Below are 21,161 nucleotides of genomic sequence, written 5' to 3' on the forward strand. Positions count from 1 at the left end.
AGAGCCTTAGTTGCAAACTTAAGGTGGGGTGAATATGAATAGGGCATTGTTCCGGGCGATGTTTAAACAGTATCGAAAGAAAGTAGTTGCCATTTCGGTAGGAATTGTTCTTTATGAAGGACTCTTAACCTGGGTTTACCCTGTGATTGCAGAAAATCCGGGGGTTACGGAGATCGCAGAGTCCATCCCATGTGCGGTAAAGAGCGTGTTTGGGGTCCCTGAAAATGGTCGGACCGACACCTTTGAAGCCTTCATATCGGGCCAGTTTTTTGCGAGGATCTGGGTAATGATCATGGCATTATATGGAATACAAACAGCGAATTCCTTACTTGCCAAAATGGTGGATGATGGCTCCTTAGCCTTTCTTTTGTCCACGCCGGTATCTCGAGGTGAGATTCTTTCAACTCAAACTGGAGTTTTGCTTAGCACAAACGCTATCCTAGTCGCTGCTACGATTGTCGGATTATATTTTGGCACCTTTTGTTCAGGGATTGAAATCGAACATGGTCGTTATATAGACTTAGGCCTCTTAGGACTTTCCTTTTTCTCGCTGATCGAAATTTATAGTCTATTTTTCTCGGCTTGGTTTGTCGAGGAAGAACGGGCTTTAACTTATGCGGCGGGGTTAACGCTGCTCTTTTACGGTCTGGATGTCGCTGGAGGACTCAGTGATAAATTATTTTGGTTAAAAAACCTTTCTCTCTTCCAATGGTTTCAGCCGCAAGAGGTACTAGAGGGAACAACAGACCCTGTATGGCCCATTATAGGGTTTAGTGTTGCTTCAGCGGTTCTTTGGTTCTTGACAAAAAAGGTATTTGATACAAAGGATCTAGCAATCTAAAGGAATCTGCTCTTATAGATAACTTTTAGCTTATAAGTTGAATATTAAAAGGCCTCAAAAGTGTAAACTTTCCGGGGCCTTTAAAGTGTCCATATCAACTTATCTTTTGACGTTTCTCACGGTACTCTACTCGTATATCTTGAGTCACGACGATGTTGAGAATATTGTTTTTGAGCATCTCGAAGCCCTTTACAAAAGTGGATTACTCAAAACGGATAGTCTCGATAAGAGCCTTGAGGAGAGACGGCAATCTTTTTAATTTTATGTTAAGTGTACTCTCTCCAATATTGGCATGGTATTTGCATAATTAAATTATAGAGGTCAAATTAGTGTAAACCGAAAAATTAAGATGATGGAGATGAATTATGAATAACAGGGAAATAGTTCATAGCATCAAAGATTATGTGCGAAATTATCAGGAGATAAACAAAACCGAATCTAACTGGCGTGAACCAATTATAGGTTTTGCAAAGGCTAGTGATCCATTATTCCTTAAACTTAAAGAAATAGTCAGTCCAACCCATGCAACACCTAGTGAGTTATTAGATGATGCAAAATCTGTAATAGTGTATTTCATCCCTTTTGAGACTGGAATTATTTTAAGTAATATTGATGAAGAAGAAAGTTCCAGGGAGTGGGATATCGCATATATTGAGACGAATAATCTCATTTCGGGATTAACTCAAGATATGCATGATAAAATATTGCAAGCAGGATATAGGGCAACAAACATACCACCAACCTACAATTACGATCAAGAAAAGTTGATTAGTGATTGGTCACATAGGAGCGTGGCTTATATTTCTGGTATCGGAACATTCGGTATGAATAATATGCTAATAACCGAGAGTGGATGTTGTGGCAGACTTGGAAGCATAGTAACAAGTCTTGAACTTGAGCCATCTGAAAGAAAGGAAGTTGAAAATTGTTTATATAAGTTTAATAAAAGTTGTATGAAATGTGCAGATAGATGTGTAAACAATGCTTTCATTAAAACAAATGAAAATTACACCTTCGATAGACACAACTGTAATGAACAGATATATGATAAAATAATTCCCGTTTATCCCAATGGACTTGGGGATACGTGTGGAAAGTGTATGTGCAAGGTTCCATGTTCTTTTACGAATCCTACCAAAAATCTAATAGAGAAATAAGGTCAATAACCAGGAAAGATGATTGATGGGAAGCAGTCGTCTTGCTAGTGCGACAGATAAATGTAGTCGACAAATAGTTGATATGGCAAAAACATTGTCTGAATTACGTGTCCGGTAAATGAGTAAGAAAGTCTTATATTTACTGACATAGTTAAACTCAGCTAAATCCCATCGTCATTTCTGCCGAGATTAAAAGGTTAGAAGGGGGGGTATTTACCTGTGCGGGTGTGTGACGGAAAGCTTTCATGTGGAGCAGAGCAAAAGGTGGGATAATATCAAAACCTTACCTAATGCTATTGTTTATCGGATACAAGCGTGTTTTTGGGTTAAATAGCAAGGAAATTTGTTAATTGTTAGAGATCAATAAACTGATAACAAAAATCTATTTTCGGAAAGGCGTTACTTTGTTCGGGGAATTAGAAAATACACCTTAAATTCAGTCCCACATGAGCTACTCTCTATTGCCTATGTTGCTAATACTATTTGTTTGTTTTGCGTGGAGGTATCTGCCTGTAGAAGAGGGAGCCTTTCGCCTCTCCATACTCCAGAAACAGTTCAAACGCTTGATGTAACTCCCTCTGATAAAAAGGTTATTGGAGGTTTTATTATGGAAAGGGAACTGCATACCGATGTATATTTATACACTTCTATGCAAGCGAGAATTGTTCTTTCCATAACCCAGCAAACCCCAAGGCCAGAGCGTGTTATAATTCAGTTTACAGGTTGGTTCCGCATTATATTCTGTGCCCGTTTCTGCCGGTCGAGTGCATATTGAGAGTATTGAGTGGAACCATATAAAGTATATAGAGCTAGAAAAAGGGATGTAATTTGTAAAAATATTTGATATAGTATGATAGCATGGGAGGAAGCTTTCTGTGGCGAAAATGGAATGAAAAGAGGGTGGTATTAGTAATGTCAGTAAAAGTTAGAATTCTAGCGATCCTTATCGCATTCGCCTTAGTCCCAGTGCTAGTTGGCGGAGGAATTAACTACTGGACAGTTTATAATGACTTGTCGAAAACAGAACGCGAGCAGGCGATGTTTGCTACGCAGGCATCGGCCAATACTATGACTATATTAGGTCAACAGATGGAGCAAGCGGCAAAAACCTATGGCTTTTGGGATGATTCACATTCTGCTATTCAAGCTAAAGATACTGCTTGGATTGTTGATAATATAAATGTTGCCGCCGATGATTTCGGTATTGACTTTGGAATTACAATGGACGGGACCGGAACCGTTTTAAATTCGTTTGGAAAAGAGACATACACAGGTGATTTGCGACAACAGCCGTTACTAAAAAGAGCCATCGCAGGGGAAAAGATATTATCGGGAGTCTATCAGGCCCAAAAGGGATTGGCCTTTGTGGGTGTAGCTCAAGTGCTAGGAACTAAGGGAACGGGCGTAAAAGCTGGATATCTTGTATTCGGTAAATACCTAACAACAGACCAAATTGAAACTGTTAAAAAGATGACTGGGTCAGACCTATCTGTGTTACCAAAAGCAGGTCAAGCATTAGTTACAAATAAGCAATTTACAAGTAACGGAATCAACGGTTCAGTCGTGCATAGTGTTGGAAACGGTGTATCTTACTTAACAAGTTATACTCCCTTAAAAGATATAAATAATGAGGAAATAGGTCAACTCGCAATTACAATCACAGCAAACGCCAGTATGGAGGCTAGGAATGACTTATTAAAAGTTTTCTTAGTGATTGTTATTGTCAGTATTTTATTGGCAATTGTTATTGGACTTATAGCTGCTAATGTACTTATTAAACCGATTGTTATCACGTCCGGACTCTTAAAGGAGGTGACGGCAGGAGACTTTAGTCACGAACATAAAATTGAGTCAAAAGGCGAAATAGGAGAAATGTTAAATGCCTATAACGGCATGGTCGGTGGCCTACGGGTTTATGTCCAGGGGACAAACGATAGTGCCGAAGAATTAGCCAACTCAACCAACATGTTTTCGGTCAATATCGACTTCCTGGCCAATGCAAGTGAAGAAATAACAAGGGGTGTTCAAGAAGTCGCTAGTATGGTACAAAATGTCCAGACGAATACGAAGATGACCGTGGATTCAGTCAAGAGGATGACTGAAAGTATCCGAGAAATATCCGGCAATTCTTTGGGTGTTTACGAACTAGCGAATCAAACCGCTCAGCTTGCTGAATCCGGTGTTACGGAAATAGAATCTGCTGTAAGCCAAATGAACACTATTCTAGGCCAATCTAAGACAATGGAGAATGAAGTAGTTCACCTTGATGAGAACTCACAGAAAGTCGGACAAATAACTGAAGTAATAACAGCCATCGCATCACAGACCAATTTATTAGCCTTGAATGCAGCCATTGAAGCAGCAAGAGCTGGTGAGAATGGTCGAGGGTTTTCGGTCGTTGCTGATGAAGTAAGGAAACTCGCTGAAGGTGCTACTAGGGCGGCAAATGAAATAAAATCAATTGTCTTTGAAATCCAGAAGGGGACAGAGAATGTTACGAATTCCATCTTAAATGAGGCTCGCTCGATTGCCGAGGGAGCAGAGCTTGTAAGAAATGCTGGACAGTCATTTGCAGAAATTCAGCAAGCAGCGCTGCATGTTACGGACAAGGCTATGGATATTACGACAGAAACCAAGCAATTAGCAAGTGATAGTGATGATGCTGTCAATATCATTATGAAAGCAGAAGAAAACGCAGTGCAAGTAGCCAATAGTGCTCAAAGCATTGCCGCAGCAACCCAGGAACAATCGGCATCTGTTCAAGAAGTAGCCGGTACAATTGGGAGTCTGAATACGATGGCGCAGAGACTAAAAGACCTAAGTAGTAAATTTAAAATCTAAGAGTCTAGTCATAACACGTTTCGTCCGTATAAAACCATGTCATTTTGTTAATGACTAAAGCGTTAGCTGCTAAAGATCGGTCGAATGTTAAGAACTTGAGTTTTGAGGAGTTCTGATTCTATGAATCTTATATCCGAAGTGCGTCCTTTAGCCGTCGCTTTGTTTTCTATAGTATTAGGTGCCACCGGACAGTTTTTATTTCGCCTAGGAATGTTACAGTATGGTAAAGTAACGGTCACGGGAATTTGGCGACAACTCGGATCGATCCTTTTGACCCCAGCAATATTTTTCGGTTTCGCATGCTTTGGGGTCAGCTCTATTCTCTGGCTTGTTGTTATATCTCGTTGGGAGCTTAGCTTTGCGTATCCACTCGTTGCATTGGGGTATGTGCTGGCGATTCTTTATGGTACTTTGCTACTCCACGAAACGATCACGATTCCTAAAATCCTTGGAAGTTTACTGATTCTAGCGGGGATTAGTGTTCTAGGATTCTGGGGAACTTAAAAGAATTCTTTAAGGATGAGCAATTAAATAAAACAAATATGTTTTTTCTTATAAGAGAGTTGCAAGGGCTCAATGAATAAGATATGATGAATTAAGGGAAGTTATCTAAGTAGCTACCCCGGCGGTATTTACACATTTTAAGCACAACTAAATAAGCGTTTCCAAGTGGGACACCCATTATCTTTTTGGAGTCATAAGAGACAAGAAAAAGGGGCGTGTGTTGGATGCAATTAAAAGACTTCGGGCGAGGCGCGCGGATTGAATTATCCAAAATGGCCAAACAACTCGGAATGAGGTTTATCGGTTTTAATCCAAATGCACAACAAGTATCGTTGGAGTTTCAAGGAAAAGGGGTTACGTATCCCTTAGAGGAATTTGTTCAACAGTATGAAAGTGTTCGTCCCACGGCGCTGACGTAAACTGCATAAGGCATAGGGCTTGATTTGAAGTTAAGGGGGCTCTCACTCATTAATAAAGTAATGAGTGAGAGCCCCTACATGGTTAATAAGCTTATAGCTTTTGATAGAAGAATGAGGATACAGGCTTAAGTCCTAAATTATTCATCCCGAAGAGGTGTTCCGTGCTTCCGGTAAAGAGAATTCCGCCAGGACGTAAGGCATCCGTAAACTTCTTGTAGAGCATTTCCTTGGCTTCATCCGTGAAATAAATCACGACATTACGGCAAGCTATAAAATCATAGCCAGGTTGGAAACGATCTGTGAGCAAATTCTGGCGCTGGAACGTGACTAGCCGTTTGACAGGATCCTTGATTTGATACCCGCTGTCAGATGGGGTAAAATACTTCTGCAGGAATTCTGGCGGAGTGCTCGCGAAATCATTTTGTTTATAGAGGCCGTCTTTTGCTTGCTGAAGTACATTGACATCAATATCCGTACCGAGAACGGTAAACTTGGTACTTGTGAAATATTCCATCATCGTTATGGCTAAGGAGTAAGGCTCTTGGCCGCTCGAACATCCAGCACTCCAGAGCTTTAATGGATTTTTTGCCTTCAGGAGCAGGGGGATAACCGTTTCTCGCAGTGTTTTCCATTGATTAGCATCTCGAAAGAATTGAGATACGTTAATTGTCAAATGTTTGAAGAAGGCGTCATATAAGACTGGGTCAACATCGAGGGCTTTTATAAATAGTGGATAGGTTTGATGCCCATGGGAGCTCATGAAGCTAAGTATTCGCCGTTGCATTTGGTTTTGTTTATAAAATTTAAGATCGAGCCCACTTTTAGGGTGAAAGGCTTTAACAAACTCTTCGTAGGTGTTGGGCATTGCTGCGTAGGACAAGGGTCTCACACCTCTTTTCTGGAAATTTATAAATCCGTCTTGACATAGTTTTACGCGAAAAGGTCGACGATTAATCCTCGGATCTCATCAATCTTGGTTAAGACTTCCAGGGGTTTGGCCTGCTGATCGAGAAGTTGTTTTCCTAGCTCATCGAGCGATTGATCGATTTTTGCGATGCGCGCCATGACTTTGGGCCGCCCTTGTGCATCCCAAGACGATTCTTCCTGCATTTCTCGGCTTTGGCCGAAGGTCGAACGAAGGAAGGATTTAACCATATCACGGAAATCTTTAAGATCACGGATCGAGAGAGAATGAGCTAACTTCTTCCCTTGGGTTTCAAGGCGGTCGAGAAAGGCTCGAAGTTCAAGCCGCTGAATTTTTTGGGTCTTCGATAAGACACCGCTGAAATCATTGCTTCGCTCTAGGGAATTTGAAGAATCGAGATTGGAAGTCGGGGTTTGATGTGGAGCATCAATGCGTATAGCCATAGTCATTCTCCTCTTAGAAAGGATTTGAAATGCAGACTCGTAGAGTATTTCTGAAGACATTACTGGGTCTCGGGGCCATCATCTTACCTTGGAGTTTGTTGCCGACCCGTTTTGGAGAGTCTATGAAGGAGTGGCTAGGACATCCACCCGTTGAATTATTGCTGCCCCCTCCGATCAAAACGACTAATCCGATCAATGTCCAAAGTCTGAACCGCACAGCAATCGATGATATCCTCACCTTGACCGCCCCTGAAATGCAAGGACGCAAAGCGGGATCTGTAGGGGAAGCGAAAGCAGCAGAGTATCTTGCCTCGCAATTAAGCATGCTGGGGTTAAAGCCAATGGGGGACACGGGAACAGAATTTACACATGCGTTTACGTTTCCACCGGTGATTGAAGGCAGAGTCAACGGTCGATTGACCTTTAGACCTGGAGAAAACACAGACTTGAGAACTCCGAGTGTCAATCTTTTAGGCGGGCTGATGGGCGAAAAACTGCAGGAGATCATTCTGCTATCCGCCCATTATGACCATCTGGGAATTTTCGAGGGTAAGGTTTACCCCGGGGCCAACGATAACGCTTCTGGCGTCGGATGCGTACTTGATGTCATGCGGCGAATCCTCCGGGAAGGAAAAAGCCCCAAGCGCACGATTGTTATTGCTTTCTGGAGTGCGGAAGAGATGGGATTCGTAGGGTCTGAGGCGTTTGTCCGATCTTCACCGTTTCCCCTTCAACAGATTAAAGCGGTACTCAACGCCGATACAGTAGGAAATGGGATGATAGGGAATTTTGCACTTTGGGCGGATGGGGAAAATACGGCACTAAAGGCTATCAGCCAAGCAGCCGCTGAATGTGGGGCTAGTGCTCTATTAGTTTCAAAAGCAGGGCATAACAGCGACTCGGTCAGTTTTGCTGCGGCGAACATACCTGCGATTACGTTCATGTCGCATGACTGGCTCACTAAAAACCATACTCCTGACGACACTATTGCCTTAATAAAGCCTGAACAAATAACCTTGGCAGCGGAGATACTATACCGGGCGGTCCACACTCTTGCCTTCTAGTTGTTTCTAGGGTTTGATGGTTGCGGGCACTACTGTGTCAGAGACGGGAGCTTGTTTTGCTGGCTCAGTCAGGTCGTATTTAGTGCGGAGAATGATCAGGTCAATTCGGCGGTTTTTACCGCGCCCTGCATCTGTATCATTCGTAGCAATCGGCCGATATTCTCCGTAGCCCGTGGCTGAGAGACGGTCCGGGATAATACCGTCATGCTGTAATATCTGTACGACATTGGTCGAACGAACCACGGAGAGCACCCAATTGCTTGGGAATTGGGCAGTGTGGATGGGAAGATTGTCCGTATGTCCTTCGACCTTGATTTGGTTAGGCGCTTGTGCAAGGACTGTCGAAATCTTTTCCAGAATTTCGCGGGCTCGGGTAGTAATATCAGCAGAACCGCTTTCAAAGAGCAAGGTCTCTTGGATGCTAACCACGAGGCCACGTTCCTCAATGGAAGTGACTAAGGTTGTCTGAATTCCATTATCCGCTGCGAATTTATCCAGCTTGACTTTAATCGAGTTAATGGACGTGCTTTCTGCATCAGCATTTCCCTGACCGACATTTTTGTTATTGGGGCTTGAGGCTGGATCCGTATAGGTCGTATTGTTGGGATCTGTCCCCTTCCCAGGAACGGTAGCTTTCGCGGAAGGAGTTCCTGTCTGAAAGAGAGAAGGCCCAGCAGGACTGGATGATATTTCCATTTTAGAAGGTGTCCCCCCACCGAGGGCTTTGTTTAAAGACTCAGCCACGGCTTGGAACTTTTGAGCATCGACCTTACTCATAGAATAAAGAACGACAAAGAAAATCATGAGCAGGGTAATTAGGTCAGAATAGGTGAGAAGCCAGCGTTCGCCATTTTCCTTTTCGGCTTCATGTTCACGCTTTCTACTCATCGGCTATCACCCATGGCGGCAGCACCCGGTGCACCTGAACCTTCTGCGATCGTTTCCTCAGAGGGGAGTAGCGTCCCAACGTGAGTTTTTAATTTTTCTTTCAGAATAGAGGGATTTTCGCCCGCCTGAATCGAGAGAATTCCGTCTAAAACCATTTCCATGGCTGACACTTCTGCTTTGTCTTTCATTTTTAGTTTGCTGGCAATAGGAAGCCAGAGAAGGTTTGCGGAGGCGACCCCATAGAGGGTGGCAATAAAAGCGGCAGCGATAGAATGGGAGAGTGCTTCAGCATCTGAAAGATTACCTAGCACCATGACAAGGCCCATAACGGTTCCGATAATTCCCAGGGTCGGTCCAAATCCACCGGCTGCTTCGAAGACGGCGATCCCGACCTTATGGCGTTTCTCCAGAACCGCAATATTCGATTCTAGGATCTCTCGTGTGATTTCCGGATCCGTTCCATCAATAACAAGCTGCATGCCTTGGCGCGTAAAACGATCAGTGACAGATTCGAGTTCTTGTTCAAGACTGAGTAATCCTTCACGCCGTGCTTTCTCAGCAAACCGCACTAAGGTCGTGTAAGCTTCAAGAGTCCCAAAGGATTGTGTCGTAAAGGCCATCTTTATCCACTGTGGGAATTTCTTGAGATCAGCGAGTGGAAAGCTAGTAACAACCGCCCCGATGGTCCCCCCAAATACAATGATGGCCGCAGATAATCCGCCAAGTGAAGCTGGACTTCCCCCTTCTAAAATAAATCCGGTCAGTAGGGCGCCGAATCCTGTGATAATCCCAATTACAGTTGATAAATCCATGTTGTAGTTGCCGGGCCCCGTTCCATTGAGGGCTTGCGACGTACCTCCCTTGCTTAATTAATTAATAATGTTACTGAGATTCGGCTATTTATGAGGGAAGAGAAGTATCTAAGTGAAACTTTGAATAAATTTAGTTTCGTACTAGAAATTTGGACTAAGCATAACCAGTCCTATTTGTTCTATCGTCATATTTCAGCTTAAACTTTAGTTCGTAGTCCAAACATATTATACAGGAAAAGCTGAGAAGGGGCTAGAATTCTTATCCCCCCCGAAAAATGTTCACAATGAACAAAATTCCTCTTCAGTTTTATAGGAACATCTACGATATAGTGAGTAAGAATAAGATTGTTGGAGTGAACGATATGAAAGTAGAAGGACCATCACTGCCTCCCGTCGGGGGCGTTAAAGCGACCAGTCGCATCAATCAAATCTCTAAAAAGACGATGCCTTCCGAAGGTGATAATGTGGCCGTCTCGGATAAAGCACAAGTTTATCAAGCCTTAATTCAGAAGGCTAAAGAGCTTCCCTCCATTCGTGAGGATCGCGTACGAGCCCTCTCTGAGCAGATTGAACGTGGGGAGTTTAAAGTGAACGGACAAAAAATTGCCGAAACTATAGTTTCTCCGGAGTTCTGAGTGAGATTCCATACGTGAGGGGGAAATTCTTGTGCCTGAAGTACTTCGGAACTTGAACGACAATTTAAAACAGCAAGTGGCACTTTATGAGGAATTAAACGTCCTAGAAATAGAAAAACAGAAGGCCTTAATCGCAAACAATCTTCAAGGAATTGAGGAGATCACTGCCCAGGAAGAACAACTCTTATTAGGTGCTAATCACCTGGAAAAGGAACGAATGTTATGGGCTGAACACATAGGGCGAGACCTGGGAAAGGCTTCGGAAGACCTCACATTGGTAGAACTAGCGGAGCATTTCCCGGTTTTAGAGGAAGTTCGCCTTGATCTTGATAAAGTAGTTAGCCGTTTACAAGAGGTTCATGACATTAATGCCCAGCTTCTGCAGCAGGCTATGAAAATTGTTGAGTTTACCGTAGGGATGCTAACCCACCAAGAAAAAAATACCTACGCGCATCCACACCGCAGAGAGAATGAACGAAACGAAAAGCTCCACCTTTTGGATCGGAGGATTTAAAGATATGAATTCGACTTTTTTTGGATTGGAATTATCGCGAAGAGCGCTGGAATCACAGCAAGTCGCTTTAAATATTACCGGGCACAATATTGCCAATGCCAATACCCAAGGGTATACAAGACAAATTGCAAATTTGACGGCCACGACGCCAGATTCTATTCCAGCAATGGGGCGGAATCTTAGTTTAGGTTCAGGGGTGACACTGGATACGATCACTCGGGCGAGGGACGCGTTTGTGGATCGGCAGTTTCGGTCGGAGACGTCAAAGCAACAATACTGGGGCTCGAAACAGGATAGCCTTACGAAGGTTGAAAGCATCCTAAATGAACCTTCAGACAACAGTTTGAGTAGTGACATGAATCAGTTCTGGACTGCTTGGAGTGACCTTTCAAAGGATCCTGAGAATGCGGGGGCACGCTCAGTCGTCAGTGAACGTGCTCAAGAGTTAACGGATAGTTTTCACAATATTGCCCAACAGGTCAGCGATTTAAAGGAAAATGTGGATGCATCAATTAAGGTGCAAATTACTCAAATAAATAGCTATGGTCAGCAAATTAAAGATCTGAATGACCAAATCAAGCGGGCCGAAGTCGCTGGAGATAGCCCTAACGATTTGCGGGATCAACGGGACTCCTTAGTGGATGATCTTTCAAAGATTGTCAGTGTCAGAGTCGTCGAAACCAAGGACACGACGTTTGCGGACCGAAATGTGAATAGTTACAAGGTGATTATCGGGAACGAAAATTCAACGAGTAATAATGTATTGGTGGATGACAGTACTCTTAACTCTTTAGATACCAATCCCACTACGGATTTAAATGGCCTATCTGGAATCGCATGGAGTGATAGTACACCCGTTGACTTAGGTACAAAACTTGGGACACTGTCAGCAGACCTCGAAACGCGTAATAACGATATTCCCGATTTTGAAGCGCAAGTTGATGCACTAGCACAAGGAATCGCCGACGCGGTTAATGCACTTCATCGGACAGGTCAGGGGTTAACAATAGGATCGGGTGGGATTGATTTTTTTACAGATGGAACGTATTCTACTTCGACTCCATCGGCCCTCCCGGGAGTAACAGCTGCAACAATTACCCTCAACTCTGCAATCGAGACCGATGTCAATAAAATTGCTACAGGAACCACCCCGATAGATGGTACGACAACGGTTACAGCAGGAGATGGGTCGATTGCTCAAGCTATTTCCTCATTATCGAGCGGCTGGAATGCTCTAAAGAGTCTAAGTGGTTTTACTAATACTATTTCGGCTTCCTCACTTTCGGATTTTTACGCTGCGAATGTCGCTCAATTGGGCGTAAAAGTGCAGCAGGCTGACAGAATGAAAGCAGGAGAAGATGTCTTGGTTACAAATGTAACAAACCAACGGGAGTCTTTGTCTGGTGTATCACTGGATGAGGAAATGACCAATCTTGTCAAGTTTCAGAAAAGCTATTCTGCAGCTGCTCGGATGGTCACCATGATGGACGATATGTTAAGTACGATCATGAATATGGGGATAACAAAATAGGAGTGAACATCAATGCGGATAACGAATAACATGTTGAGCCAAAGCCTGTTGCGCAATCTAGAATCGGCTCAGGGAAGAATGGATCAGATGCAAAATCAGCTGTCTTCCGGGCATCGGATAAGCCGTCCCTCAGACGATCCCGCGGGGATTCAAAATGCAATGCGCTTGAAAAGCAATATTTCCTCCGTTGAGCAGTGGAAGAGCAATGCAGATGCGGCGTTGCAGTTTATGAATACGACGGACAGCACCATGGGGGATATGACGTCAATGCTGCAACGTGTCAGGGAGCTTGCAGTACAAGGAGCTAATGGGACTTTAGCTACTGCCGACCGAGGCGCTATAGCGGATGAAGTAGATCAAATCTCTACCCAACTTAAGATGATGGCGAACACGCAAGTTGGGTCGAAATATATGTTCTCGGGTACGGCAACGGATAAGGAACTCATACTTTCAGATGGAAGTGCTTCTCAGGCTAACGGGCAAGATATCAAGTTTGAAGTCGGAAATAATTTAAGTATCCCTGTTTCAGTCAACGGTCAAACTTTGTTTGGATTAACTTCTACTAATACTCCTACTCCCACCGGAATGCTGAGTACACTCAATACTTTGAGCTCAGACTTGAGGAGCAACGATTCAACAGGTGTCAGTAATTTATTGGGCGATATTGACACAACTATTAATAACGTTGTCGATCAGCGCGCAGGCCTGGGAGCGCGCATCAACCGAATGACTGCAATACAGGGTCAGTTGGATTCTACATCAACTAATATGCAAGATAACCTTTCCAGTATTCAAGATGTGGATATGGCGAAGACGATTACGGATTTTACGAGCCAGCAAAATGTTTATAAAGCAGCATTATCTGTTGGTGCCAAGATTATTGAGCCGTCCTTGGTGGATTTTATGAGGTAGAGGATGTTTTGTTAACACGCGTTCAGCCAGATCTCGCAGGCCAAACTAGAACTTAGACTCGGTTGGGGGTGAGGGTACCCGCCAAATTCGCCATCCGACGGCCATGGATGGCCTAGTGTCGCCGGAGCCAAGGACGGCGGGAGGCGACCTTGGCTCAGTTGGCGGCTTCGCACATCGTGTGCTCAGCCCTTAGTATGGGGGCCTCGTCTTCGTTGAGTTTGGCAAGCTGCTCATTCTAAGGCTTCTCTTTGTGTTAAGCAAAACATCTGGGCATTTGTGGGAAGAGTTTTATGATCTAGGAATGTTTTGTTAGCCTCGGCTAGCCATATCATTTGCAGACTGAACTTGAACTTAGGCTTGGTTGGACGAACTAGTATAAGGAGTTGAGTATATTGCCTAATGAACCACGAATATTTCACTTTCCCCAAGGGATTCCGGGATTTGAGACGCACCACGACTTTAGATTTTTTCCTGAAGAAGATGCTATGCTCGCTCAGTTGATCTCTGTCCAAGAAGAGAAAATTGGATTTATTCTCATGCGCCCTGAAGCCTACTTTCCTGAGTATTTGAAGGGGCTGGATGTTGATGAAGAAAGTATCAAGGTTCTAAACGTTCATGCGGATATGCCAGTGGACGTATGGGTGATTCTGACCCTACATCGTCAAGATATGGCCAAGACGACGGCGAATTTACGTGCTCCGATTCTCTTTAACACCGTAGATAGGATTGGAATGCAGGTGATCTTCAATGACGATCGATATCCGTCAAGGCAACCAATATTTACAGAAGAAAACCAAAAGCCCCGACAGGAAGGGGTTGCGGGATAAATGTTGGTTCTAGCACGTAAACTTAATGAAAAAATCAGGCTTGGAGAAGACATTGAAATTACGATTGTCGCTATTTCTGGGGATACCGTACGTATCGGGATTGATGCTCCGCGTGATCTCAAGATTTTGCGAAATGAAATCTATGAAGAAATCCAAAGACAGAATCGTGAAGCAGTGGCAGGAGAAGAACATGGACAATCGCTTCAACTTTTGAAAGAGTTAGGAATGTTTCGTTAAAACTCGGTCAGCATAAGGGAGGGTGCTTCCATGCTTCGAATTAATATTTCTACGCAATCCACACGTCTGGAATATACCACTCGAAATGCCCAGTCAAATCTGAAAACTACTCGGCCTTCGCTGCAAATGGAGACGACACCGGCAACGTTAGAAATTAGCCAACCGCGTGGGGAGTTGACAATTGATATGACGCCCTGTCGTTACTCAATTGGTTTGAAGAATAACGCCGATTTCGCCCGGGATAATGCTGCACTCGGAAAACAAACTGCCATGGACGCCATTGCTAGAATTGCTCAAGAAGGCTATCAATTGGCTCACATTGAGAGCAATTCCAATGCGATAGCTGACATAGCCGCTGATTCCACCCGTTCTGAACTACTGGGCGTTACTTGGGCACATATCGATGCACCTGACATTCATTATCAAGCTAATCCGGTTCAATTCAACCCCGTCGCCGGAAAAGTAAACTTTACCGTACAACCCGGCACCGTCCAAGGGGATTATCAGCCCGGGAGTGTCGATATTCGGGTCAGTCAATACCCCAGTATTGAAATATCAGTAATGGATGTCAAGGTTTGAATTTCCCAATAATTTATTGGAGTCGGATAAGCTGAGGGCTAAAAAAGAGGTAAGGTGCTAAAGTTGCATCTTACCTCTTTTTAGTTCGGGAAGAATATTTGAGCTAAATATTTTCTCTCTTCAGTCAAAAAATTTCCCCAAAGGCCTTAAGTTTTCACTCCAACCTCTCGATATATAAGTAACATGTCAAAAAGCTCTGCTTTCTTCCAACCGGCCGGAGGGAGAAACATGGCTGGAGGGCATGAAGAAATCGGGCAAGGACGCCTGATGTAATATCAAGGAGGATTCTATTTATGATTATCAATACTAATATGGCTTCACTCAACACCGTTCGGCAGTTGGGTATCAATGAAAAGGCTACTCAAGGTGCTTTGGCAAAATTGTCCTCAGGTCTTCGCATCAATAGCGCAGCTGATGATGCCGCAGGTCTCGCTATTTCTGAAAAAATGCGCGGTCAGATCAGTGGTTTGAACAAAGCTGTTAGCAATGCTCAAGATGGTATCTCCATGGTATCCACTGCTGAAGGTTCACTGAGTGAAACCACTAGCATTCTCCAACGTATGCGTGAGTTGGCTGTTCAGGCTGGTAATGATACTAATACGGCTAATGATCGTACCGCTATGCAGACGGAAGTGAATCAGCTGACCTCTGAAATTAATCGTATCGGAAACAGCACCGAATTTAACACTCAGAAGCTCTTGGATGGCGGACAATCTGCAAAAGGTATCAGTGCAGGTACTTCTGGAACAACAGGAACTGCAGCGCAAGGGGGTAAACTTCTAGGGATTAATGCAACAGATTTCACTACAGATCCTGGGACTTTAAATTTTGCTACCGATGGGGACAACTTGGAAATTGATGTAGTGGATGCCGCTGGAGCAAGTGGGACTTTCATCATAAATGGTGATCAGTTTGCAACTTTATGGAATCAGACGGATGCTGCTAAAGCTGGCGGTAACGCCACAACCGCTATGAAAAATCAGGCTCTAGGGTCGGTATTAGGTAGTATTGCCTCCACAGGTAATTTCACGATGAATGATGGCACTTCTAGGAAAGTCACCTTAGGTGAAGTCGCAGATGTCAACATTTCTAGCAGTGGAATTCTTTCCTTACAGTCAAAGGTTGGCGCTGGAGATATTACAATCGCGGCTGATGGTTCAGGTGGTGCGACAACTGATTCGTTTGGTACCCTATTAGGGTTTGGTGCTGTAGATACAGCTGGTAGTGATATTACAGCTGCAGGAACTACCGCAATAGAGGCCACTCTATATGGTAATAAGGTGCTCAATGCTACCGCTGGTGCCGACACATTAGAGGCTGCTGATTGGAGAGGTCAGACCTTTTCAGTAAACTATAATGGAAGAGATGCAAATATTACTTTAGGGGCCGAGTTTGGTACTGATCCCACGTTGAAAACAGTAACTTCTGATGATTTAGTAACTGAATTAAATAAACAATTAGATTCAGTATTTGGTTCAGGTGCGGTAACAGCATCTATAACTACTAACCCGAATAATGTTAATGATGTAAACAATTACTTCCAATTCACAACTGATTCAACAGTAATGACTTCTGGTGGGGTAGCTAACGGTGATATTGTTCAAGAAACTACACCGAAATTCAGCATCAGTGGTAGTCATCTGGATCAAATACTAGGTTCAGTGGCAGCAGATTCGTCAGCAGTTGGAGGCAACTTTAATGCTACATTCCAGATTGGTGCCAATACTGGCCAAACGATGACTGTTAATATCAAAGATATGCGTTCACAAGCTTTAGGCATTTCGGGAACTGTTGCGGGCGGTACTGATACGGCATTAAACGGAGCAAAAGCATCGTTCGGAAAAATTCTATCAGCTTCCAATGGTTCTGACAACAATAATGTTGAGTACACGCTTGACCTGTCTACCGCCGCTAAAGCAACTGCGGCGATCAGTATTATTGATGATGCTATCACCAAAGTATCCGCTGAGCGTTCAAATCTGGGTGCGGTTCAAAATCGTTTGGAACACACCATCAACAACTTGGGAACTTCTTCACAAAATGTTACCACTGCTGAGGCCAACATCCGCGATGTAGATATGGCCAAAGAAATGACTAACTTCCAAAAGAACAACATTCTCCAACAGGCTGCTCAAGCTATGCTTGCTCAAGCTAACCAACAAGGCCAAGGCGTTCTACAATTACTGAGATAATTGGCTTAGGGTCCTAGATTTTAAACGTATAGCCAATCGTTACCACTCGAGAGCCAGAGAATTATTTCTCTGGCTCTTCTCGAAATTAAAAGGATGTGTGGTTTCTTGAGACGACTAGGAGTTAGGCATCGCAAAGGAGCCAGATGTGACCGATGAAGACTACTTGAACCAAAAATTGAAATGGGTGAAATACCGACTTGAAAAGTTAGACCAAATGAAGCCGAACTGTTTGAAATGAGACAACTGGTTGAAAGCGCCAGAGACAACAAGCTAAGCAGCAAGCAAATCAAGGTGATGAATACCTAACTGCGCAGATGCCAACAAGAAGTTAGCGAAATGGATGAACAAAAACAAAACCTTTTGGCTAGACGTCTAGTAATTCTCAGTGGGATTGATCCACTCTAAGACTAGACACCATATTGGTAAATCCAACGTAAGGGGTGATCTACAATGGATATAGCAGCCATGTCAGTCGTGCTTAGTCAGAGCAAAGTACAGCAACAGGCGGGTATATCGGTCATGAAAATGGCGATGGGCATTGAAGCGACTAAAGGTGATTCAATAGCGTCTCTAGTAAGTGGAACAACCAAGGCCATGGAATCGTCTGTTCAACCAAATTTAGGAGCGAATCTTGATATACAAGCATAGGGAGCAGCCACTAGTTTAGAAAATACCTGGCTAGTGGCTTTGTTAATCTTGAGAGCCAGGTATGGATAAAGTCGCGTGTTGACAAGCACTTTGCTTCCTTGACTGTTATTACAAAGGAGTCGGTAGATTCTACCTGCTGGATGGGAGTATTATTATGAAAGAGGATAATTGAAACCGAGGTGTGAAGAAAGGCATGAAAAACGCTGGATCGAATTGGAGAATAATATTCATCATATTATTTGTTGCTTCGATGCTTTTTGCCATTGGCATGATGTATACATCGGGCTCAGGAATTGTTGATAACGGCAATGTAGATTTGTCGAACGTTGATTTTAACCAAAATAAGTTAGTGGCATTAGATGGTCAATGGGAATTCTATTGGGATAGATTATTGATGCCGGGAGATTTCAATGCAAAGCAACCGCCACAAATGGATTCGCTCATAAAAGTGCCAGGTACTTGGGATGATAGAGGAGCAGGAACCAAGGTTTATCCACATCGTGGGGTTGCCACCTATCGTTTGCGCCTAAACTATCCATCGACTCTTAAAGACCCTGCTCTTCGCATTCAAAATGTTACCAATGCCTATAAGCTCTATGCCAATGGACAGCTTATGGCGGAAGTCGGAAAGGTATCGACCAAACCTTCTGATTTCAAAGACGGCGAGAAATTGCTTATTCTAGATTTGCCAAAGGATACGCAAGAGCTTGAGTTGATTTTTCAGGTGGCCAATCTGGATTATGCCAGGGGAGGACTTCGCCAAGGCCCAGTATTCGGATCAAAACAAGTATTAGAACGACAAAAAATGACACTCTTAGCGCTACAGCTATTCTTTATTGGCAGTGTTTTTATAGTTAGTATTTATTATTTATTACTCTTTCTTTTGCAAACAAAAAATAAGACAGCCTTGCTTTTTAGCATGCTTTGTTTTATCACAGCCTTGCGTTCCTTGATATGGGGCGAAACACCGCTCATGATCTTCTTCCCTAATGTGTCATACGACGTCAAAATGTATATTAATTATTTGACAGGTTATAATTTGATGCCAATTATGATCTTGTTTGTCCTTAGTATTTATCCTTTGGAATACACAAAAACGACATTGGGTTTAGTCTTGTTGCCTACACTATTTTTTGATGGAATGCTGCTAACACCCCCTGGGTTGATGTCGTCATTTACTAATTATTTATACGTACTGATTCTGCTGCAAATGATTTACATCATGGGCGTCCAAATAAAAGCAGTGCTCCGTAAAAGAGACAATGCGATAATAATGTTTGTAGCCATCTGCGTCTTTGTTTTAGCTAGCATTGAAGATATACTTCATTATAAAGGAATTGGCGGTATTAATTTATCCTATATGATTTTATATGGAAATTTTGCCGTTATTATAGCGATGTCTTTTGTTCAAGCCAGACAACAGGCCAATACCTATAAAAAGCTTATTATGTACAATGAGAACTTAGTTGAGGCAGACACACTCAAGGACAAAATAATGGCAACAGAAATGTCATTTTTACAAGCACAGATTAAGCCGCATTTTCTATACAATGCCTTGAATGCCATTGCCAATGTATGCGAAAAGGATGGGGCAAAAGCTGGCAAGCTAATAATAGATTTAGCAATCTATTTAAGAGGAAGTCTGGAATTTAATCACATGGATAAAATGGTGACGTTAGAAAAAGAGCTGGAATTTATCAACACTTATTTCAACATTGAACAAGCACGCTTTGGTCAAAAGATACAGCTCCTTAAAGAAATTGAAATACCTTTAGACGATCAAATACCTGTTCTAATCCTCCAACCCTTAGTGGAGAATGCAGTTCGACATGGTATATCAAAAAAACAAGGCGGAGGAAGGGTTCGCATAAGGCTGATGCAGCTAGAAGAAGGCATAGGCATTGAGGTTGAAGATGATGGTATTGGAATTGAAGGGGAAAAGCTTACTCGCCTCTTGAGTGAAGAAAGAAAAGATCAAGGCGTTGGTCTCCTTAATATCCACCATCGACTCCTTAGATTATATGGCAGAGGTCTCGATATCAGCAGTGAGGTGGGACGAGGCACCTGCGTGATACTGGTGATACCGGAAGGGAGAAAGCCATGATGATACGGATTGCGGCAGTCGACGATGAGATGCATGTGTTGGAACGATTTGAAAGAATGGTGCTGGGAATTAAGGAACTTGAGCTATGCGGTCTGTTTGAAACAGCGGAACAGTTATTATCCTATCTAAAAGAGCATCCGCTGGATGCCGTTTTCTTAGATATTGAAATGCCAGATGTTAATGGCCTTCAGCTATCCGAGCAGATATTAGACCTTAATGAAACGATCGATATTATTTTCGTGACCGCCTTTAACCAATATGCGGTGGAGGCTTTTGAATTACAGGCGATGGATTATATTATGAAGCCCTTGACAGAAGAAAGACTGGGGAAAACAGTCAAGCGATTATTGAAAAACAAGAGTACAGTCGGGCGACCTAGGAAACCGTTTATTCAATGCTTTGGCGACTTTGAAGTGTTCCTGAATGGAGATGCTCTGGTCTGGAAAAACTCCAAGGCAAAGGAAGTATTGGCTTTCTTGATACATAAAAATGGCGTGCCAGTAAATTGGGAAAAGATAGCGGATGCAGTTTGGCCAGACTATAATTCTGAAAAAGCCCAAACAAACTTTCATGCAACCACCTATTTGCTGCGTAAACGATTGGCAGATGCAGGCATCTCTCAGATACTGGAAAGCGGCCGTGGGAATTATAGAGTCGTGACAGACCAAGTTAAATGTGAACTCTATCAGCTGAATGAGCTGATCAAGGGCTATCAGATAAAAAGAGAGGAAGATTTTCGTTTGCTTGAACGGTTAAAGCAAAGGGGATATATGGAAGCGAGTGGGTATGCTTGGGCACATTCAAGAGCTGCGGAACTTGATGAAATGTGTAAAATGATAATAAAAAATTTGAAAAAGATATATAAATGAGTTTTTTAAATTTGTTCTATATTATAGAACAAATTATTCCAAAACCGTGATATATAAGGTTTTACATTGAGTGCCCAATAAGAGTGATTAATCTTATTGGGCACTTCCCATTTAGGGTTCATTTAGGGTGAGTGGTTTATGATCGGACTAACACAGTAAATGGAAGGTGAGTGAGGTTATGGATGGAAGTTTATCGATGATTCCAGTGCAGAAATCTAT

The 21,161-nt window shown here is 43.1% G+C and carries 21 protein-coding genes; 17 read left to right on the plus strand and 4 right to left on the minus strand.

Features of this window, described 5'->3' with window-relative positions:
• The first annotated feature begins 34 nt into the window (after window positions 1-34).
• The 5 genes from E4K68_RS10365 (at window position 35) to E4K68_RS10385 (ending at window position 5,762) form a co-directional block, all read left to right on the plus strand.
• The gene (locus E4K68_RS10365) at window positions 35-841 is read left to right on the plus strand and encodes an ABC transporter permease subunit (protein ID WP_135378856.1); all 807 of its coding nucleotides are present in this window, start codon (window positions 35-37) and stop codon (window positions 839-841) included.
• 365 nt (window positions 842-1,206) lie between these two features.
• Window positions 1,207-1,998 carry an epoxyqueuosine reductase gene (locus tag E4K68_RS10370; protein ID WP_135378857.1) on the plus strand — a complete coding sequence of 264 codons (792 nt, stop codon included), beginning with the start codon at window positions 1,207-1,209 and terminating at the stop codon, window positions 1,996-1,998.
• Between the two features lie 912 nt (window positions 1,999-2,910).
• Window positions 2,911-4,839 (plus strand): methyl-accepting chemotaxis protein, encoded by a 1,929-nt coding sequence (locus E4K68_RS10375; RefSeq protein WP_158291407.1) that lies wholly within the window; start codon window positions 2,911-2,913, stop codon window positions 4,837-4,839.
• A gap of 120 nt (window positions 4,840-4,959) precedes the next feature.
• Entirely contained in the window at window positions 4,960-5,343 is a 384-nt protein-coding gene (locus E4K68_RS10380) for an EamA family transporter (RefSeq protein WP_135378859.1), read from the plus strand.
• A gap of 224 nt (window positions 5,344-5,567) precedes the next feature.
• On the plus strand, window positions 5,568-5,762 hold the full coding sequence (locus tag E4K68_RS10385) for a hypothetical protein (protein WP_135378860.1): 195 nt from the start codon (window positions 5,568-5,570) through the stop codon (window positions 5,760-5,762).
• 91 nt (window positions 5,763-5,853) lie between these two features.
• Here E4K68_RS10385 and E4K68_RS10390 read toward each other — a convergent pair whose 3' ends face one another.
• Entirely contained in the window at window positions 5,854-6,627 is a 774-nt protein-coding gene (locus E4K68_RS10390; protein WP_135379084.1) for a protein-glutamate O-methyltransferase CheR, read from the minus strand.
• 65 nt (window positions 6,628-6,692) lie between these two features.
• Complete coding sequence (locus tag E4K68_RS10395; protein WP_135378861.1) at window positions 6,693-7,130, minus strand: YaaR family protein; 438 nt, start codon at window positions 7,128-7,130, stop codon at window positions 6,693-6,695.
• 29 nt (window positions 7,131-7,159) lie between these two features.
• Here E4K68_RS10395 and E4K68_RS10400 point away from each other — a divergent pair, with 29 nt between their 5' ends.
• Entirely contained in the window at window positions 7,160-8,194 is a 1,035-nt protein-coding gene (locus tag E4K68_RS10400) for a M20/M25/M40 family metallo-hydrolase (RefSeq protein WP_135378862.1), read from the plus strand.
• Window positions 8,195-8,200: 6 nt separating this feature from the next.
• Here E4K68_RS10400 and E4K68_RS10405 read toward each other — a convergent pair whose 3' ends face one another.
• Both E4K68_RS10405 and E4K68_RS10410 read right to left on the minus strand, forming a co-directional pair.
• A complete protein-coding gene (locus E4K68_RS10405; RefSeq protein ID WP_135378863.1) occupies window positions 8,201-9,082 on the minus strand; it encodes a flagellar motor protein MotB in 882 nt (293 codons plus the stop codon).
• Window positions 9,079-9,894 (minus strand): flagellar motor protein, encoded by an 816-nt coding sequence (locus E4K68_RS10410; protein WP_135378864.1) that lies wholly within the window; start codon window positions 9,892-9,894, stop codon window positions 9,079-9,081. Before E4K68_RS10410 ends, E4K68_RS10405 begins: the two co-directional genes overlap by 4 nt.
• 362 nt (window positions 9,895-10,256) lie before the next feature.
• Here E4K68_RS10410 and flgM point away from each other — a divergent pair, with 362 nt between their 5' ends.
• The 11 genes from flgM to E4K68_RS10465 all read left to right on the plus strand — a co-directional run bounded on the left by flgM (window position 10,257) and on the right by E4K68_RS10465 (window position 20,942).
• Complete coding sequence (gene flgM / locus E4K68_RS10415) at window positions 10,257-10,529, plus strand: flagellar biosynthesis anti-sigma factor FlgM (protein ID WP_135378865.1); 273 nt, start codon at window positions 10,257-10,259, stop codon at window positions 10,527-10,529.
• 31 nt (window positions 10,530-10,560) lie between these two features.
• A complete protein-coding gene (locus E4K68_RS10420) occupies window positions 10,561-11,043 on the plus strand; it encodes a flagellar protein FlgN (RefSeq protein ID WP_135378866.1) in 483 nt (160 codons plus the stop codon).
• A gap of 4 nt (window positions 11,044-11,047) precedes the next feature.
• Complete coding sequence (gene flgK, locus E4K68_RS10425; protein WP_135378867.1) at window positions 11,048-12,574, plus strand: flagellar hook-associated protein FlgK; 1,527 nt, start codon at window positions 11,048-11,050, stop codon at window positions 12,572-12,574.
• 12 nt (window positions 12,575-12,586) lie between these two features.
• Window positions 12,587-13,486: a flagellar hook-associated protein FlgL gene (gene flgL / locus E4K68_RS10430; protein ID WP_135378868.1), complete on the plus strand. Its 900-nt coding sequence runs from the start codon at window positions 12,587-12,589 to the stop codon at window positions 13,484-13,486.
• A 392-nt stretch (window positions 13,487-13,878) separates the two neighbouring features.
• Entirely contained in the window at window positions 13,879-14,313 is a 435-nt protein-coding gene (locus tag E4K68_RS10435) for a flagellar assembly protein FliW (protein ID WP_158291408.1), read from the plus strand.
• Complete coding sequence (gene csrA / locus E4K68_RS10440) at window positions 14,314-14,550, plus strand: carbon storage regulator CsrA (RefSeq protein ID WP_135378870.1); 237 nt, start codon at window positions 14,314-14,316, stop codon at window positions 14,548-14,550. It begins immediately after the preceding gene.
• 30 nt (window positions 14,551-14,580) lie between these two features.
• Window positions 14,581-15,129 carry a DUF6470 family protein gene (locus E4K68_RS10445; protein ID WP_135378871.1) on the plus strand — a complete coding sequence of 183 codons (549 nt, stop codon included), beginning with the start codon at window positions 14,581-14,583 and terminating at the stop codon, window positions 15,127-15,129.
• Window positions 15,130-15,440: 311 nt separating this feature from the next.
• Window positions 15,441-17,321: a flagellin gene (locus tag E4K68_RS21430; protein ID WP_282432981.1), complete on the plus strand. Its 1,881-nt coding sequence runs from the start codon at window positions 15,441-15,443 to the stop codon at window positions 17,319-17,321.
• Window positions 17,322-17,771: 450 nt separating this feature from the next.
• The gene (locus tag E4K68_RS10455) at window positions 17,772-17,969 is read left to right on the plus strand and encodes a YjfB family protein (RefSeq protein WP_135378873.1); all 198 of its coding nucleotides are present in this window, start codon (window positions 17,772-17,774) and stop codon (window positions 17,967-17,969) included.
• A 181-nt stretch (window positions 17,970-18,150) separates the two neighbouring features.
• Window positions 18,151-20,073: a histidine kinase gene (locus tag E4K68_RS10460; RefSeq protein ID WP_243450334.1), complete on the plus strand. Its 1,923-nt coding sequence runs from the start codon at window positions 18,151-18,153 to the stop codon at window positions 20,071-20,073.
• Window positions 20,070-20,942: a response regulator gene (locus E4K68_RS10465; RefSeq protein WP_243450335.1), complete on the plus strand. Its 873-nt coding sequence runs from the start codon at window positions 20,070-20,072 to the stop codon at window positions 20,940-20,942. Before E4K68_RS10460 ends, E4K68_RS10465 begins: the two co-directional genes overlap by 4 nt.
• Window positions 20,943-21,161: the final 219 nt, after the last annotated feature.

Source organism: Desulfosporosinus sp. Sb-LF, from assembly GCF_004766055.1.
Classification (GTDB): domain Bacteria; phylum Bacillota; class Desulfitobacteriia; order Desulfitobacteriales; family Desulfitobacteriaceae; genus Desulfosporosinus.